The organism is Thermodesulfovibrio yellowstonii DSM 11347 (genome assembly GCF_000020985.1).
In the GTDB taxonomy this organism is placed as follows: Bacteria; Nitrospirota; Thermodesulfovibrionia; order Thermodesulfovibrionales; family Thermodesulfovibrionaceae; genus Thermodesulfovibrio; species Thermodesulfovibrio yellowstonii.
Genome location: NC_011296.1, coordinates 59,108 through 76,272, shown reverse-complemented (window position 1 = coordinate 76,272; position 17,165 = coordinate 59,108). Strand labels below are relative to the sequence as shown.

Here is a 17,165-nt window from a genome sequence, read left to right as displayed (position 1 = left end):
TTTATCCTCGTTTGACCATTTTTCTAATTTCTCCTACACGAAGAGTTATTTTCTGGGAATCAAGATGCTCAAGATATGCTATAGCATATTTTCTTGTTGTATTAAGAAGTGTTCTGAATTCAGAAACTGTCATTTCATTCTTTTTTGAAAAGAAATCTTTAAGCAAATTAATCATTTTGTTATAATTCTCAATCGTAAGATATAAGGAATCATTGATTCTGACTATCTTCCCCTGTTTAGCAATTATTTTTAAAATGTCAGTTAATTTTGACTCAGAAATTGAAAGAGTTTGAGCAAGTTCATCTTTAAAAGGTGGCTGGAATTCTTTTTGAAGCTCTTTTATTATTTTTTCTTCCAATAGCGGATCAATTTTTTCTTTACTTACTGATTTTAACTTTACTGTATTACCTTGTATTGAAACATCTTCAATATAGGGCAATAACATTAAAACTTTTGGAAATCTGTCAAGAGAAAGTTTTACCTTTAGTTCTTCTTTTGGCAATCCTTCCTTAAACGGATTGGTCGCATGAAATTCTTTAAGTAAATTTAAAAGAGAAGATTTAAACTCGTTGAAAATATCTATATGAAAAAGATGATTTTCCGCATTTATAATTCTTCTTTTTTTTATGAGCTCATCTACAGCTGTTTTAATTTGAATTATATCACTATTTATCCATCCTTCAAGTTCAGAAATAGAAATACCGTTAAATGCTCTTCTTTTAATTTTAACCTCTAATTTCTCATACAATGCTCCACTAAAAAGAATTTCAAGATGCTCAGGTGTTATATCCTTCTTTTTTCTTGGTGGTTCAGGGTCAATAACAATCCCTCCTCCAAGAGTTTCAAGGGGAGAAAATCTTCTCAGAATAAATCTATCTCCAGCCATTGCAACTATAGGGTCCTGCAACTTTATATGAGCATATGCTTCTTCATCAGGTAAAACTTCAGTTTTGTTAAAAAGTTTTAGTTTACCTACTGTTTCAGATGTTGTAAGGTAAAAATGAACAGGTATTCCGTGTTTTAAAGGTTTTACATCTTTTAAAAGTTCCAGTTTTACTTCAATAAAAGAAGAAGGTTTCAGTTTTCCAGGGACCGTAACAATATCTCCTCTTTTAATGTCTTCTTTTGATACTCCCTGAAGATTTATTCCTACTCTCTGTCCTGCATAGACCTCTTTTAAAGCCTGGCCATGACTCTGAAGTCCTCTCACTTTTGAAGTAATTCCTGCGGGAAGAATTTCAACAGGAGAGTCAATGGTTATTGCACCGCTAAGGACTGTTCCTGTTACAACTGTTCCAAAACCCTTAAGAGTAAAAACTCTATCAATAGGCATTCTAAATATTCCACCAGTTGATTTTTCACTGACCTTTAGAGCAAGTTCTCTAATTTTTCCCTTTAATACCTCAATATTCAAGCCTGTTTTTGCAGACACAGCAACAATCTCAGCATTTTCAAGGAAAGTTCCTTTTACAGCTTCTTTCACATCTTCCTTAGCAAGTTCCAATGTTTCTTCATCAACAAGGTCAGCTTTATTAAGAGCTATTATACCAGACTTTATTTTTAAAAGGTTACATATGGCAAGATGCTCCTTTGTCTGAGGCATGACACCTTCATCAGCAGCAACAACAAGCATTACCATGTCCATTCCGCCTACACCGGCAAGCATGTTTTTTATCAATCTCTCATGTCCTGGAACATCAACAATACCAACAACTACATCAGGATAAACAATATTAGCAAAACCAAGGTCTATTGTTATGCCTCTTTCTTTTTCCTCCTTTAATCTGTCAGGGTCTATACCAGTAAGTGCCTTTACCACAGAACTTTTCCCATGGTCAATATGTCCTGCTGTTCCCAATATTACCTTTTTCATTGGATAAACTGAATAAAATTACTGAGAAGTTTTAACCCCATTTTTTGAGATTTTTCAGGATGAAACTGAGTTGCGAAAATATTTTCATAAATAATCATTGAAGTAAATTCTATCCCATATTCTGTAACTCCACCAACAAAATTACTTTCCTCAGGCACTACATAGTAAGAATGGACAAAATAGAAATAGGAATTATCAGAAATCTCTGACAAAAGTTTACTTTTTTTCTTAAAAATTACCGTATTCCAACCCATGTGAGGAATTTTGTAATCCTGTGGTAGTTTGAATCGTGTCACTTTTCCTTTAATTAGATCAAGACCTTTGCACATTCCAAATTCCTCAGACTCTGTAAATAAAATTTGCATACCAAGACAGATTCCAAGATATGGCTTTCCTTTAAGAATTTCTTCTCTAACAGCCTCAAGAAGTCCAAGTTCTGTGAGATTGCTCATACAGTCACGAAAAGCACCAACACCTGGTAAAACAATAGCCTTTGCCTTTCTTATTTCTTCAGGGCTTTGAGTAATAGAAACCTCACCACCTACTGCTTCAATTGCCTTTGAAACACTGCGTATGTTTCCCATTCCATAATCAACAAGTGCAATCATGGGTTAATTCTACCATAAAATAAAGAGTTTTTTTAAATTTTCCAATTCCCTGTAAGGCTTAAACTTTGTCTCTTCAAAAGTTTTTACTTCAATTTCACCGTTGGCTTTTTCTCTTATTTGAATAGCTCCATGAATGTCTGTTCTGTAAATTTTACATTTATCCTTAAGGTATTCCAAGACCTCTGTATGTGGATGTCCGTAAGTATTATTTTTACCAACAGAAATTATACAAATTTGAGGTAAAACTGTTTCATAAAATTCTTTATAAAAAGAGCGTTTACTACCATGATGGGGTATTTTTAATATATCTGCTTTGAGATACGTAGCAGGAATACTTTTTAATACTTCTATGCCTGTATCAGAGGTAAATAAAAAAGTTTTAGTTTTACATTTTAAACTAAAAACAAGGCTTAACTCATTACTGTCATTTGAAAGGGAAGAAGTATAAAATCCCTTGTAAGGATGTAATAATGTAAAAATGCAATTTCCAGCTTTAAGAATATCGCCTCTTTCAAGATGTTTCACATTCATTGGAATTTTGTATTTTATATATCCATTATCCCATATCTCTTTTACATTAAATTTTTCTATGATGTTTAAAAACCCTCCTGCATGGTCTTTCTGTTCATGAGTAATAATAAGAGCCTGCAACTGTCTGTATCCTTTAGCTTTAAGATACTGCACTGCTTCAAATCCTGTTTTACCTGTATCAACAAGGAAAACAGCCTCTGGTGTTTCAACAACAGCAGATTCTGCCTGTCCAACATCAAGAAAGGTTATTTTTATAAAGTTTCTCTGTAAATTATCTAAAACCAAACTGGTTAAAACTGAACTAAAAATCAATAAACAAGAGACCATAAAAGATAATTTTTTAAACCATCCCTTTAACCCATAGCAAGCAAAAATTGATAAAAAAATCCCAAAATAAAAGAGTATAACAGAGCCTAAAGGAATAGGTGGAATTGATAAAGAAGAGAAGCTAAAGGAAGCAAGTAAATGCATCAATTTAAAGGAAAAATTAGCAATTGTATTGACAATCTCTGGCAGAGGATAAATTCCTGTAATAAGATAGATAAAAACAAATATTACATTTAATGGAAAAAGAAACATCCCAATAACAAATCCTGCTGTTAGGTTAGCAACAGGACTGATTAGAGACAAATAATGAAACTTATAAATTACAATAGGCGCGGTAATTAAAGAGGCTGAGAAACTGATAAGCAAACTAAGCAATAAGTAAGATAAAACTTTGTTTTGAATTTTGTTTTTAAAGTTTTTATAAATATCTGTTGCAAAGCCTATGGCTACAGTTGCAAGAAAACTCAGCTGAAAGGAAAGGTCTTTTGTTGAAGAAGGGTCTATTACAAGAATAAAAAGACAGGCAAGTGATACTGTGATTATCCATATAGATTTTCTCTCTGTAAGAACGCCAAGCATGAAAAACAATGCCATTATAAATGCTCTTGTTGAAGGATAGTTTGGTTCAATCAAGAGATAATAAAATAAAAGAAATGGAAAACAGAGAATGATGCTTAACTGAGAAGGCTTAATATAAAGAGTCATTAGGACAAGCCATTTATAGGGTATAAATCGGGTAAGAATTCTAAAAACTATAAAGAACACAGTAAAAAGCAGACTAAAATGAGCTCCAGAAATACTTAACAGATGAATAAGTCCTGTTTTTTGGAAGTCATCCTTTATTTCCTCTGGAATCTCATTCCTTTGCCCTGTTGTCATAGCAATCATGACTGAGGCAGCAGGCTCATTAAGTTTTTGTTTGAGTTTCTTATTAATATTATTTTGGACTCTTTCAAATATGCCCTGATTTAGCTTTCCTTCATCAAATAGCTTAGTGGCATAACAAAAGTCCTGTTTGCTAAAAACATAGGGATTTTTATGTTCATTTACACTTTTACATTCAACTGTGTAAAGCCTATTTTCTTCAAGTTTTTCTCTGGAGTATACTCTTAATCTTTTCCCTTCAATGGTTTTAACAAGATGAGTATTATCTTTAGTTGAAACAACATATCCTTTAAAACTTAGGGTTGTCTCTTTGTTATCAAAGTTTTTCCCCTCCCTTAGATTCCCATAGAAAACTCCAACTAAGGAAAGTATAAGGCATACAAAAGCTACAGAGTATTTTTTCTTTAATAAGCAGACTGCTATAGGTAATGAAGCCAAAAAAATGGAAAGTATAGGGAAATAAATGAAAATCACTCCAGATAAAATCCCAAAAACAGAAGAGAGTATATATGGCATAAAAATTAATCCTTATCTGACCTTTACTCAATAAAGGTGGTTAAACTTTTTGTTAAGCTTCATCTAAAATAATTTCATACTTACCCAATCCAAAACTTGTGTTTTTGCCTACATGCAAAATTTCTCCTGCTTTCAAATATGGAATAAAGGGAGCAATATTACCCCTATATACTATCTCACCAACCACTCCTCCAAGTTTCATTTTTATTTCCTGTCTTGATGAGTATCTTTCCCAGTCATGCCATCTAAGATTTGAATTGACAGTATTTATTGTTTCTGCATGTCTTATAACTTCTTGAACAGTAAAATCAGGCAACTGTTCTCCGCAGTGGAAATATCCAAGCAAACTAATTCTTCTTATTAAATTCCTTACTAAAATATGAAAATCAAGCTCTGTTACAAATTTTCTCTGATACCTTATTCGCAAAGGCGTGATTATTTTCAAAGTCAAATTTTCTACTGAATCTGTAGTCTCAAATTTTGAAGGAATTTCCATAATTTTTGAAATACTCTTTTTTAGTATCCCTTTTTTATAAACTGTAATCCCGTCAATTTTAACTTCACTGAGAATATATTTACCTCTTCCCTTACCAATGCCAATTCCCCCGAGTTGTTCAAAAGTATATATAAAGTATGGAATATAATCAATTGCAGAACCTATAAGAATGAGATTAAAAGAAAGAGTTTGTCCCTCAGGGAAATACTGCTGTCTCCATTCAGGAGGCTCAATTACAAAGGGATGAGGAATTTTTTCATATTTGTTCATATTCAGTATAGTTGAACCTTCAGGGGGTGGTGTCTCAAAAACATAGGCATAAATACATTTTTGTTTTAGTAAGCATTTATCACAATTTATAACTCTGAGAGGACAGGCAACTTTTCTGAAAGCATTACCAAAACCTCCTCTAAAAGTTGATCCCTTGTAGTAAGGCAAATACAGGGGTTCAATGGCTTTTATGTAAAAAATATACTTCTGATAATGGATTTTCATCTTCAGTAAGGAGAATGGTCAAAAATAACAATATCTCCTGTTACAGGACTGCGATAAATAAGCTTTACTGCTTTACCATGCAAAGCATGGGCAATCTTTAAGTAAAGCCAGATTGGTCCCTGTCCTGTAAGTATTATTTCATTTCCCTCACCTGCTAATTCTAAGGCTTTTTTTATATAATCAGGGATATCCTTTATCTTTGCCTGGTCCCCCTCATAAATCTGCCTCATGTCAATTACTATCTCAGACATCCTTATTCCTCCATAATTTTAAGTTTTTTTCTTATTATTGTTTCAAAATTTACAATTTCATCGGGCTTGATTATTTCTGTCTTAAACTGTTCTGCTCTTGCACGAACAGACTGCCTGATCTGTCCATCTTTAATAATATGAGGCGATGTTGTTACAAAGAAACTCTGCACCCTTAAGCCGAATTCCTTTTGTAAAGCACCAATTTTATATAAACTACTCTTTGTGATCTCATCCTCAGGACTTAAAGATTTACACTCAACAAAATAAAGAGCATTATCCTTTGTAAACATAACATCAAACTCATTTTTATTGCCCTGAATATTTTCTATCTCTACATTCATGACAACATCATCAATTCCTCTGCCCTTGATTGAATTTAAAGAGTTAAAAACATACTCCTCAAGCCATCCTCCTGTTAAATATCTTATTTCAGAACGAGAAAGTCTTTTTGATATAGTTCTGCCACTGATGTTAAAGCCTACTGCCTTGAGAAAATCTCTTTGCAACTCATTGGATATAGGAAACTCTATGGTTAAATCAAAGGAACTTACATTTCTACTTTTTTGTAGAACTTTATAAAACTCACTTAACAGCCCCTCAATGCTGTTATAATTTGTTACAATCCAGTTTGTAAGTGCTTTTCTCTTTTCTGATTCTTCCTTGTATCTATTCAGCTTTGCTTCATTTATTACTCTGAGAGAATAAGCTGTAAGATACTCTATAACACCAAGCCTTAAAGGCAGAGGTTGGGGTTCTGAAAGCTTTTTAAGAGGATAAACTTCAAAAAATTCATTTTTAGGGATTGGAATATAAATCATCTTACTTCCATAGTCTTTGAAAATTTCATAGGTTGCTATGGACATTATCTTTGTTCCACAGGTAAGATTAACTGTAAAGTTATCCTCTTCATGTTTTTCCATCCATTGAGCAATTTTCCTGTGACAGTCATATATAGAGTCTTCTCTGACAACAATTTCAAAAAATGGTATATTTAGTCCAAGTCTTTTCAAAGTATTTACTATTGCCTCTGTTTTTTCCCTTTTCAGCATCTGCTCAGTTGTAATAAAAAGAACTTCCTCAGGCTTAAAATAAAATATTCCAAGAATGTTAGGAATTGTTTGTTCAGAAATTAAGCAAACATGTATATGCTTCATTTCTTTCCCCCTTGCTTTAACTATCAGATTTATTCATTCTTTCTACTTAAAAAAATAGGATAACCCTGTTCTCTTAGAGTGGGTTCTTTAATATTACCATTATTTCCTTTCCCAACAATGTATATTGATGACACACCCATTTCTTCTGCTGCCTGAAATGCTCCAATTGACATAGGCACTTTACCACCTGTTGTATCAACAAAAATGTTTTCTTCTTTAATTCCCTGTGCAATAAACCCTTCTATAAATTTTTTTACTATTTCCTTAGCCTCATTTGGATTATCAGGGTCTGACAGCATATCTTTTCCCTGTTCAATCTCTTTTAAAGTATGAGCAAAGTGAATCTTCTTAGAAAAAAGATTTATGAGCTCAATTACATGATTTTTCCTTTCTCCTGTATAGAGAAAAGCTACATATTTAGGCTCAAGATGTCTGATTATCCACTCAGGCTGTTCTGTTCTACTTACAGGTATTATTATGGCTTTTACTTTATCCTTTGGAAAAGTAAATTCATCTCCTGTGCCTCTGAACTCTCTTTTCCCTGAAATCCATCTATAAATAGGCTTCCAGTTTTTTACTGCAATAAATATAAATGTTAACTCAATGGAAGTCTTTAAGTATTCAACTAATATTGTTAGACTGTGAATTTTTTCGCTGAATCCATATATTACATCATGGAAGCATTCTGACAAAAAAAGCAAAATAGAAAAGACTAAAATGAATATTCCCATGAAAGCTAAAATATTTTTCTTTGTGGGTTTAAAATGTGATGTCATTTTCTAATGTCTTGTCCCATCTACAGTAATCAGACACCAGCCAAGAGGAGTTAACAGGGAATCTCTCTGAAATACTCTTCTTGATTTTGGCGCTATAGTTTCTCCTCTGTCTAATCCAGCATAGTTCCTGATTTTCTTTCTTAAAGACTCACTTAGAAGCATCAGAATTGTTGTGCTAATCATACCAGAACCAAAACCAATTCTGAAGTTACATACATTGTTTTCATACCATTTTTTCATTGCATTTGTAGCTAAAAATTCCTTTTCAAAATTAATTAAATCCTGTGCCCATCTGTTTATGCACTCAAAAGTAGCGTTTAAATTTTCTGGCATTTTAAATCTGTAATGTTGCTTTTTAAACTCAGAAAGAAAGCTTCTTTCCCATAAAACTTCAAATCTAAAAGTTACATTTTCAGGAATACATTCAGTCCATATAGTTGTTTTCTTTCCAGAGTATTCTTCTTTATATTTCCAGTTTTCTTCTCTTTTAAGTATATTTATGGGAATAATAGAAGTCTGTATTTCTCCATCTGGATAGGCATCAGAAATTTTAAGCATTTTAAGCCAGTCTGTATATGGACTTTTCTCTTTTCCAAGAAGTTTAAAACCCTCAAAGTATTCTTTATTTAGCCAAGCAGAAAAATCTCTCTTATTCTTTTTTTGTTCAATATCTTCTACGATTCTTCTTTCAAAATTGACTTCAAAATCCTCATAGGAACTTTCTTTTAACTCCTTAAGCAGATTATATAAAATTGCTGTTCTTATTACTCCCTTTATAGATGTGCCTGGAATATATGGCATGCCAAAGCCGTCCCTGATATAAGGTCTGTAATCCTGTATAAGTGAAGCATTATGATTAAGGTAAATTCTTTTACCTGAGGAAAGTTTGAGCAGTAAACTTTCATTGAGAATAAAAGCTTTACTTCTTAAAAAATCTGCCAGATTAAAGAGATTAGCTTTATTTTCTAACTGTGCACAGTAATCAAATATGAGATTTTCTTTGCTTAGAAACTCAGCAAGGCGATCTTCTGAAATGGGATAGAGATAATTGCCATGTATTATAAACTCAAACCTTGTTTTTTTCTGCTCTACTCCACCAATATGGACAGGAGATTTTGTAACAATTTTAACCTCTGCCTTTTCAAATAAAGCCATAGTTTTACTCCTTTAAGGGAACTGTAAAGGCATAACCATAGCGGTAAACTTTATGTTTCAGTATATCTGGAGGAGCATTTTCTGGTGTAACATCCACTAAACAACCTCTCAATGGCTTACTGAATACACTTCCTTCTTTAATAAATCCAAGAGATTTTCTTTTAAGTGGTAAAGCAGTCCTGCCAGATGTTATCCATCCCTTTTTTATTTTTATCTCATAAGCAACTATTTTTTGGACTAAATCATCTATCTCAGTGTTTGAAGGAGTATAAAGGGACAGTAAAGTAAAGCCTTCAGTATCAGACTCCATTAACTTTTTCAACACTCCATCAATTGGTTTAAAATCTTTAAGCTCAAACATTCCGTAACCATATGTTCTTTCTCCTCCAATTCCTGTCTGTCCAAGAAGTTTCATAACAATTCTGAATCTTTCAATAAAATCTGTATCTCTGAAAGCCACCATTCCATAAAGTCCAGCCTCTCTTTGAAACTTTATGCTACCACAAAAATAAATACTGCTTTGAGAAGTTATTCTATCAATTGTAACTCTGGGGCGTATCTCTCTTTTAAAAGCATCACTGTAACGCTCTGAATTTATTTTTATTTTTTCAATATCCTCTACCTTTGTTATCTGCCTTTTCTGCCAAAGGAGAAAATCCTTAGCTTCAAGCCATCTAATTTTTTTAAGTTCCTTTCCTATTTTCTTTCTTATTTCTCTTGATATAAAAGAGTCATCAAGAGGCTTTGGCAGGAAATATTTGTCCGAGTTGTATATAAAAAGGGAACTTAATAGAAAAGGCGGATTATTTTCAAATTTATCAATCCATTTTTCAGATTCTTTCTCTCCATAATAGTTTGATACTGTGTTTATTAAAGCAGAAAATAGTGAGTCAGAGCTAAATCTTTCTTCTACATTTTCCAGATATATTCCCGTCTCTCCAAAATGGACAGGTGTTTTAAAATGAAGTTTATATGAATATATCACCATTTATCTGCCTCTTTATTTAAAAACAGAAAGCAACTCTTCTTTTTTACTTAAGTCTGTAATGCTTTTTACCTCTCCCTGCCCAGATTTTAAATACTCTAAAGAGAAACATTTTATGTCTTCAAAGTTTATCTGAATCTTTCCATATCCTCTTGAACCATGTCCTCCTAAGGAGTCAAGTTTAAGAAGTTCAATTGCAAGCGTTATACTTTCTAAATCCTCTAAAACTGTTTCTTTATCTTCAACATTATAAATGAACTCAAATTCAAACTCAGCTCCTCTTGGCACTCTTTCAAGCTGACGGGGATTAGCAGCAGACGTAACACGATCTATGGCATTCTCAAACTTCCACTCTGTAAACTGTAGTCCTGTATCAATCTGAGAAAGTTCTTCTACGCTCTCGGTTGTTAAATAAGCATCCCTTACAATAAGCCTTGAAGGATAGTTTTTACCACCCCCTTGCCCTGTAGAGCCAAATATTCTGCATATAGGACATTTATAAGCTTTATCAGCATCTGTGCATACATGAATATAAACTGGATTTGTTTTTGTTCCGATGTTTATTCTATTTTCAGTTCCTATAATGCCCAGCTTAATGGATAGAGATTTCTCAAGCAATGCCCTGAGTTTACCTTTAAGAGAACTTCCAGGAATATATGGCTCACGTGTTACAGGATCTCTTACTACCGAGGCATCAATTGCTCCAATTTCAATATTTTCTTTTGCTGCTCCTATATGCAAACCAGTAAGACATTTTATCTTGCCTTTCATCTGAATTTTACCTATAAGATTTCTATTCATCACTCACCTCCATAATATCTGTGATAGGCTATGATGCCCTCAATCAAGGCAATTAACTTTTTAAAACTCTTGTAAGATTTTGCTCCTGAATCAATGGCAGGTCCTAAAATCTCCATAAGAGGTTTAATCTCTTTTTGCCTACCTGCTGCATAAGCGAGTTTTGGTTTAAGGAGAATCACCTGTTCCTTATCAAAATTTTTTCCTCTTACAAAAAGATTATCAAGTTTTCTTACTCCATCCAAAAATTTTCGTATCTGTGAAGTTTTTAATCCTATAATCTTGAGATGGGCACCTAATTTTTCGGAAATATCTATAACTTTCTCTGCTGGTAAATCTTCAAGTTTTGAATATCCTGAAATATCTCTTTTTAGTTCCCTCAAGTTAATTTGAGTCTGCTGGTTCTGTCCATGATATTTTTGTTGTCCCTGCTGTTTTCTGAAATCATTCATGGTCTCTTCCTCCTTTCCTCATAAGCATAAGAGTTACCAGGGTTGCTAACTCTGTTATCTCCCATTCCTTTTCATTGGAATTCATAATAACCTCCTTGATGGATAAAACATCTTCATCAGCACAATTATTAAATTTTGCCCTTGATATTAAATAGGCAGCCTTAGGAAGCACCAAAATACCTTCTTTGCGAAATACTTTGGCAAGAGAAAAAAGCCCATAGAAAAATGTTTTTGGAAGTTTTTGCTCATCTATTACAAAACCATTGGATTCAGTTTTAAGGAATTTTTTGAAAAGCCTTATCCTTTCAATCACCTCATCAAAACTGTTCCAACCGACTTTTCTATCATCAAGCAAAGCCAGAGAATCTTTCTTATTATCTCTCTTTGCCAATCTTTCAAGTTCTTCAGCATCTCTTGCATATTGATAGACAGGATAACTGTCTTGATTTATGGCAATACCCCCTGAGATTGTAAGAAAACGGTTTCCTGTAAAAAGTTCAAAATATCTTCTTATGTCAAAGGCTGTTTCTATAACATCAAGCCAATGTCCTAAAATAAAAACATCATCTCCACCAGAATAAATAATCATAAGGTTTCTACCTTTATTTTTCACTCCTCTTTCAGCAATATCCAAAGAGTCAATCTCCTTGCCTTCTGCAATATAATTAAGATGATACTTAAAAAATTGATTTAAACGATTGGATATTTCAGATATTCTTGCAAAAGTTCTTTCCTGTTCCGCAATAGCTGAACCAAAAATTTTTCCGAGGTTATCTACATCCATTCTCAATACAGCAAGTCTATTTATGCCAAAATCACTCACTGCATCTGTTAGTTCTTTTAACCCCCTTTTTTTATAAATACCTAAGGGCAGAAAGATATTGTTGGGTTTATTGTAGTTTTCAGCATTAAAATTATTGATGCGATAAATTTTATCAGCTAAATTTTCTAATTTTTCGTCCCTACTGCGTCTAAAACAGTAATAGAATTTTTCAATTTTTACATAATCTCCTTGAGGTTGCTCACTAAGCCTATATATAACAGGTGAAATACCTTCTGAAATCTCAAGTAATTCCTCACCAAGCTTATATTGGAAATAACAAGGTTCACACACCTGCAATGCTTCATCTCCTCTTTGTAAACTAACAAGCGAAACGTCTTCTCTAAAACACACATCGCATTGAGTAGTAAGGCAGTTTTCATGAGGAGACTCAGGTTTTAAAATATCTTTAAGCCTCTTTTGCCACCCTGTTTTCTTTGATTTTTCAAGTTTTTCTCCTAATCCATCAGAAACAGAGGCTGAATTTTTAAAACTCTCCTCTCCAAAAGCAATATATTCCAGATGAAGCTGAAGTTCTCCTTTAAATTCATTAAATAAAAAAGTTTCAATCCTGCTCTTTAGTTTATCTAACTCACTTACTGCATTATCTGTATTTGGTGAAACTATACAGAAATTACCTCCGGCAGAAAAAACAATATTACATCTCGTAAGGTTTAAGTTATCAATGATTTCATTAACTATATGCTCTATTAAAAGTTCAATATAAAAAGAGCGTCCTTTTAAGGCTCTCAGAGCTCCCTTTGAAGTTATAGTATATATAAACTTCTGTATCCCTGATAAATCTCCCCCCACAAGAAGAAAAGGTTTCTCTGACGAAAGACAATCTACAATACTTGCTACTGAAAAATCTTTATCTCTGCGTTTTTCTTTTAGATACAGATACAAACATCCTGAAATAGCGGAAACAAGAACACAATGCCTAAACATGGATACGTCATCAAAAGGACTTCCCAGAGGTATGTTACTTAAATGTTTTTCCATAAGCATAGTTAAAAGATTAATACCATACGGTGGCTTTGTTGATTGTAAGTCTTTTTTAAATTTCTCTATCAATCTCCTGTAATTTTCATGATTTATAATAGGTTTATTATATATAGCAATCTGAGGTTTTTCAGATTGTAGCTGATAATAAGGAATTTTATTCAGGGTTTCATTTAAATTATTTGGGTTTCTTATTTTATAAAAAGGCGAAATAATAGGATTGGGGGTAAAATATTTAATATCCTCATTTTTGCAGGCAAGACTGTGGGCTTCCTTCCATAAGAAAAACAATTCATCTTTTTCCTGTAAAGACTTCGCAATCTTGAGAGCAGAGTCATCGTTTTTAAGATGTTTTTCTATCCATTCCCTTCCTTTTTCAACAAAATTTTCTTCATTAAAATTACCTTCTGCTCTCAAAGCAACCCTACCAATATTGTAAAGAAGTCCTCCTTTTGCGACAACCTCAAGTTCTGTAATCATGAAATTCCTCTCTAAATACTACTTACTTAATTTAATAATTAAACAGGAATCATAAAAAATGTTTAAGAAATATTTCCATTAATTTTAATAAATTATTAATTTCATTACAAGAGTTTTTAAAGCATTTTACATTCAGCCAGATAAAAATCCGAAACAAAATGTAAGATACTTATTCTCTACTCTTGACGAAGAGGGATATATTGTGGTATAAAATTACAATCTCGTGAGAGGTTAGAGGCTAAATTAGCTTTCGCTACAGTATCAACGATCTTTGACAAGTTTTAGACTTTAAAAAGTGGTAAAAATTTGAAAGTATTCACTTACATTTTAGCCCTCTCTGAGAGAGGTTACGGAAAAAGGCACTAAAAAGCCATAAAAATCAGTAAGTTACAAAGGCTACCGTTGGAAAACAAGACCTCATTTAAAAGGGATTGCGACTTCCTTTATTCCCTTTATCTCCAATTCTCTATCCAGATCAGTTGGAAAACAAGACCTCATTTAAAAGGGATTGCGACTTAAATGATTCTAAGATAGAACTACTAATTTTTTTTCTGTTGGAAAACAAGACCTCATTTAAAAGGGATTGCGAGAGATCTCTGAGCCATTTCGGCTCAAAGGGTTCTTTATGTTGGAAAACAAGACCTCATTTAAAAGGGACATTTATACCTTCAGAATCATGAGAAAGAGTCTCCTTCCAAGTTAGAACAAGAAATTTGAGACTTCAGGACTTAATTTTTGGAATGATATTAGGAATATTTTAATTTCTCCCTAAAAAGTGTTATATTTTTATATGTTTTTTGATGTTGAACTCCTTTTTTAAAAATACTTAGGATTATAGAAAAATCAAGATGAAAAAGCATATTCTTCTATGCGTAATTGGTATGACTCCACAGATAATAACAGAAACAATTTATGCACTTGCTAAGAAAAAAATTAATATTGAAGAACTTCATGTAATTACTACCTTAGATGGTAAAAGAAAATTAACTGAAACCCTTATCAATAAAGGCATTCTCTCACAACTTATACACGAGTATAACTTACCATCTATAAATTTTTCTGAGAAATCAATTTACTTAATTAAAAATTTTAAAAATAAGCCCCTTTCAGATATAAGGACACCCGTTGATAACGAATCCGCTGGAGAAATAATCTGCAAAGTAGTTCATAAACTAACTGCAAGAAAAAACACCATTCTTCACTGTAGCCTTGCAGGTGGTAGAAAAACAATGGGTTTTTATCTTGGAGCAGCTCTTCAGATGTACGGAAGAAAAGATGACAAACTCTATCATGTTTTGGTTAATGAAGAGTTTGAAAATCTTCCCGAATTCTTTTATCCACCTGCAAAATCAAAGGAGATTATAATAAAAACAAAAGATGGACAATTCTTGAAAAAATCTACATCTGAGGTAAAAATAGAATTAGCTGAATTGCCTTTTCTGAGGCTCAAAGAATTAATTGATTTTAGTGGGAAAACATTCAGAGAGCTAATTGATAGCACCCAAATTAAATTTGATAATTTCAAAAAAATACCTTATTTGGGTTTCATCCCCGCTGAAAATATACTAAAAATAGGCGACAGGAAGATAAAACTCAGTTACAATTTGTGGGAATTTTATACTAAATTAGCGCTTCAGAAAAAAAGAGCCTGCAAACACCCTCAGAAACTTTTCTGTATGAACTGCACAGACTGTTTCCTACCAATGAAAGGCAATACATCTCTATTAACTTTATTCAATCAAAGAGAGGAAAATATAAGAATGAAAATCTCAAAAATAAACTCTATAATAAAGAACTCTCTCATTGCCTATTATGGAAAGGACAATATAAACTTTTTCTTAATTAATTCTGTGGGTAGTCATGGCAGTAAAAAGTATGGTATTTTTCTTGATAAATTAAAGATTGTCAGGGAGGATTAGCTAAAACTGTTAATATTGGCTTCATGTTCGTTTTTCTATATTTGAATATTGTGAAATTTCATTTCTTTTCTGAGCCATTCAAAAAATTCATTTAAAAGTTGTATATCAAGTATTACATTGGTAGGTTGTATTGATGGCGTTATATTAATGTATTTATTATCATCTATTTTTGAAAGGTCTGGCTGAAAACTGTATGGCATGATAAGATATATAGTTTTTTCAAATGTTTTTTCTCTTTGAATAAAAGGACAACTTCCAATTAATTTATTACTTAGTTTTATCTGCCACCTGCCATCCTGCCTTTTGACTAAATCAGGTTTTTTTACATACAGGATAAAAGTAGCAAAAGAACAAGTGTTTTCCTTTTCTGAATTCTTTTTGAAAAACGATTTTAGTGAATCAATTCTCTTTGAATCCATATTGAATAATCCTCCACTGATTCTCTCTGAATACATGTCAACAAGCTCTACCTTTGAATCAAAAAACTTTTTTATTGCTACCGCTGTAAATGTTGCTTGTCCAACAATATTTCTAATAGGGTCAACTACAGGATTTGTAATAAGCATTAAACTATATTTACCATTCTCTGGAAAAAGAAATTTCATAAAATCTTGTTTGTCTGAATTTTCTATGGATGAAGTAATCTGATTTATTCCGCTTTGCACCCATTTTTTATGAATCTCATCCAGTTCAATTTCTTGTTCGTTTTCCAGTCTGAATATGTTTGAGTTATTTTTTGATAATAATTCCATAAATTTTCTGTTTCCAGTTCAAAAGATTTTTTATCTTCACTGGCTAAACAAAAAGAATTAGCAAACAATATTACACCCAAAAACACATAAATCAAAATAAGTAACTTTTTCATATGAATATCCTCCTTTCTTAAAACATTCCGCCAATTTGATTGGCAATTTTTTCGGCAATTGCTCTTGCTGCTTCTACTTTGTCAATGTTTGTCTGCTGAGCAGTGCAGGCAATTTTGGTTCTGTAAATCTGGTAGTTTGAGCTTATTTCCTGCTTTGTCTGTATCGTAGTTGAACTCCCTTGCTGAGCATTGGTTACAATCTGTCCTGTAACTGGTTTATCAGTTTTCTCCTGTATCTGCACATCAACAACTCCTGCATAGGTTTCAACTTTTAATGCTTTGCCAAGAATTGCTCCACCAATTCCACCAACTAAAGCTCCAATTAATCCAAGGGCTATTGAAGTATCTCTACTCTGTCCAATTAAAGCACCGCTTCCGCCACCAACAAGTGCTCCTTCCAGAGCCCCCTCTTTTGTTCCTGTTTGGCGATAATAATCCATATACAAAATATTAGTTTGAATAATGTAGCCAGCCTGAGTTGGGTCATTTACAACTTGATATCCCTTTGCTGCAAGTCTGCTTGTAATAAGATTCTGTAGCATCGTTGTATCTACTTCCTGCATGTCTGATGTGTTGTTTACTGCTACGTAGATTGTTCTGTTTTTGGCTTTTACTACAGGATCAAGAAATATTGTGTCTGTCATTTTAAGTTTTACTTGCATGTCACTGTGTTCAATAGCGTTAATCATCTGCCCGCAGCCTGTGGTTTGAAGAAGAAATAAAGTAAGAATGAGTAAAATAAAAACTTTCTTTTTTGGATTTGTCCATTCTCTCATA

15 protein-coding genes are annotated in these 17,165 nt (G+C 32.8%); 1 reads left to right on the top strand and 14 read right to left on the bottom strand.

Annotated features, from left to right (window positions below; all coding sequences use genetic code 11):
• Position 1 precedes the first annotated feature (1 nt).
• From selB to cas10, 12 genes are read right to left on the bottom strand one after another with little or no spacing between them, the layout of a single operon-like run.
• On the bottom strand, positions 2 to 1,873 hold the full coding sequence (selB, locus tag THEYE_RS00345) for a selenocysteine-specific translation elongation factor (RefSeq protein WP_012546044.1): 1,872 nt from the start codon (positions 1,871 to 1,873) through the stop codon (positions 2 to 4).
• On the bottom strand, positions 1,870 to 2,481 hold the full coding sequence (gene hisH / locus THEYE_RS00340) for an imidazole glycerol phosphate synthase subunit HisH (protein WP_012545834.1): 612 nt from the start codon (positions 2,479 to 2,481) through the stop codon (positions 1,870 to 1,872). The genes selB and hisH overlap by 4 nt, the downstream gene beginning before the upstream one ends.
• A 9-nt stretch (positions 2,482 to 2,490) precedes the next feature.
• The gene (locus THEYE_RS00335) at positions 2,491 to 4,740 is read right to left on the bottom strand and encodes a DNA internalization-related competence protein ComEC/Rec2 (RefSeq protein ID WP_012546735.1); all 2,250 of its coding nucleotides are present in this window, start codon (positions 4,738 to 4,740) and stop codon (positions 2,491 to 2,493) included.
• A 52-nt stretch (positions 4,741 to 4,792) separates the two neighbouring features.
• Positions 4,793 to 5,731 (bottom strand): CRISPR system precrRNA processing endoribonuclease RAMP protein Cas6, encoded by a 939-nt coding sequence (cas6, locus tag THEYE_RS00330; protein ID WP_012545643.1) that lies wholly within the window; start codon positions 5,729 to 5,731, stop codon positions 4,793 to 4,795.
• Positions 5,732 to 5,733: 2 nt separating this feature from the next.
• Positions 5,734 to 5,982, bottom strand: a complete 249-nt coding sequence (locus THEYE_RS00325; protein ID WP_012546514.1) for a CRISPR-associated protein Csx3 — start codon at positions 5,980 to 5,982, stop codon at positions 5,734 to 5,736.
• 2 nt (positions 5,983 to 5,984) lie between these two features.
• Positions 5,985 to 7,136: a Card1-like endonuclease domain-containing protein gene (locus THEYE_RS00320; protein WP_012545976.1), complete on the bottom strand. Its 1,152-nt coding sequence runs from the start codon at positions 7,134 to 7,136 to the stop codon at positions 5,985 to 5,987.
• Between the two features lie 29 nt (positions 7,137 to 7,165).
• Positions 7,166 to 7,912 (bottom strand): hypothetical protein, encoded by a 747-nt coding sequence (locus THEYE_RS00315; RefSeq protein WP_012545325.1) that lies wholly within the window; start codon positions 7,910 to 7,912, stop codon positions 7,166 to 7,168.
• A 3-nt stretch (positions 7,913 to 7,915) separates the two neighbouring features.
• A complete protein-coding gene (gene csm5, locus THEYE_RS00310; protein WP_012546824.1) occupies positions 7,916 to 9,067 on the bottom strand; it encodes a type III-A CRISPR-associated RAMP protein Csm5 in 1,152 nt (383 codons plus the stop codon).
• A gap of 4 nt (positions 9,068 to 9,071) precedes the next feature.
• The gene (gene csm4 / locus THEYE_RS00305) at positions 9,072 to 10,055 is read right to left on the bottom strand and encodes a type III-A CRISPR-associated RAMP protein Csm4 (RefSeq protein ID WP_012546537.1); all 984 of its coding nucleotides are present in this window, start codon (positions 10,053 to 10,055) and stop codon (positions 9,072 to 9,074) included.
• 12 nt (positions 10,056 to 10,067) lie between these two features.
• A complete protein-coding gene (gene csm3, locus THEYE_RS00300) occupies positions 10,068 to 10,853 on the bottom strand; it encodes a type III-A CRISPR-associated RAMP protein Csm3 (protein WP_012545354.1) in 786 nt (261 codons plus the stop codon).
• Positions 10,853 to 11,302 carry a type III-A CRISPR-associated protein Csm2 gene (gene csm2 / locus THEYE_RS00295; RefSeq protein WP_012546625.1) on the bottom strand — a complete coding sequence of 150 codons (450 nt, stop codon included), beginning with the start codon at positions 11,300 to 11,302 and terminating at the stop codon, positions 10,853 to 10,855. Before csm2 ends, csm3 begins: the two co-directional genes overlap by 1 nt.
• Positions 11,295 to 13,604: a type III-A CRISPR-associated protein Cas10/Csm1 gene (gene cas10, locus THEYE_RS00290; RefSeq protein ID WP_012545181.1), complete on the bottom strand. Its 2,310-nt coding sequence runs from the start codon at positions 13,602 to 13,604 to the stop codon at positions 11,295 to 11,297. The genes csm2 and cas10 overlap by 8 nt, the downstream gene beginning before the upstream one ends.
• 848 nt (positions 13,605 to 14,452) lie before the next feature.
• On the opposite strand from cas10, the gene csm6 reads away from it, so the two are divergent.
• The gene (csm6, locus tag THEYE_RS00285; protein ID WP_012545465.1) at positions 14,453 to 15,523 is read left to right on the top strand and encodes a CRISPR-associated ring nuclease Csm6; all 1,071 of its coding nucleotides are present in this window, start codon (positions 14,453 to 14,455) and stop codon (positions 15,521 to 15,523) included.
• A 35-nt stretch (positions 15,524 to 15,558) separates the two neighbouring features.
• On the opposite strand, the gene THEYE_RS00280 is transcribed toward csm6, so the two are convergent.
• Together THEYE_RS00280 and THEYE_RS00275 are read right to left on the bottom strand one after the other, a co-directional pair.
• On the bottom strand, positions 15,559 to 16,275 hold the full coding sequence (locus THEYE_RS00280) for a hypothetical protein (RefSeq protein WP_012545107.1): 717 nt from the start codon (positions 16,273 to 16,275) through the stop codon (positions 15,559 to 15,561).
• A gap of 130 nt (positions 16,276 to 16,405) precedes the next feature.
• Positions 16,406 to 17,164, bottom strand: a complete 759-nt coding sequence (locus THEYE_RS00275; RefSeq protein ID WP_012546045.1) for a complement resistance protein TraT — start codon at positions 17,162 to 17,164, stop codon at positions 16,406 to 16,408.
• Position 17,165 lies beyond the last annotated feature (1 nt).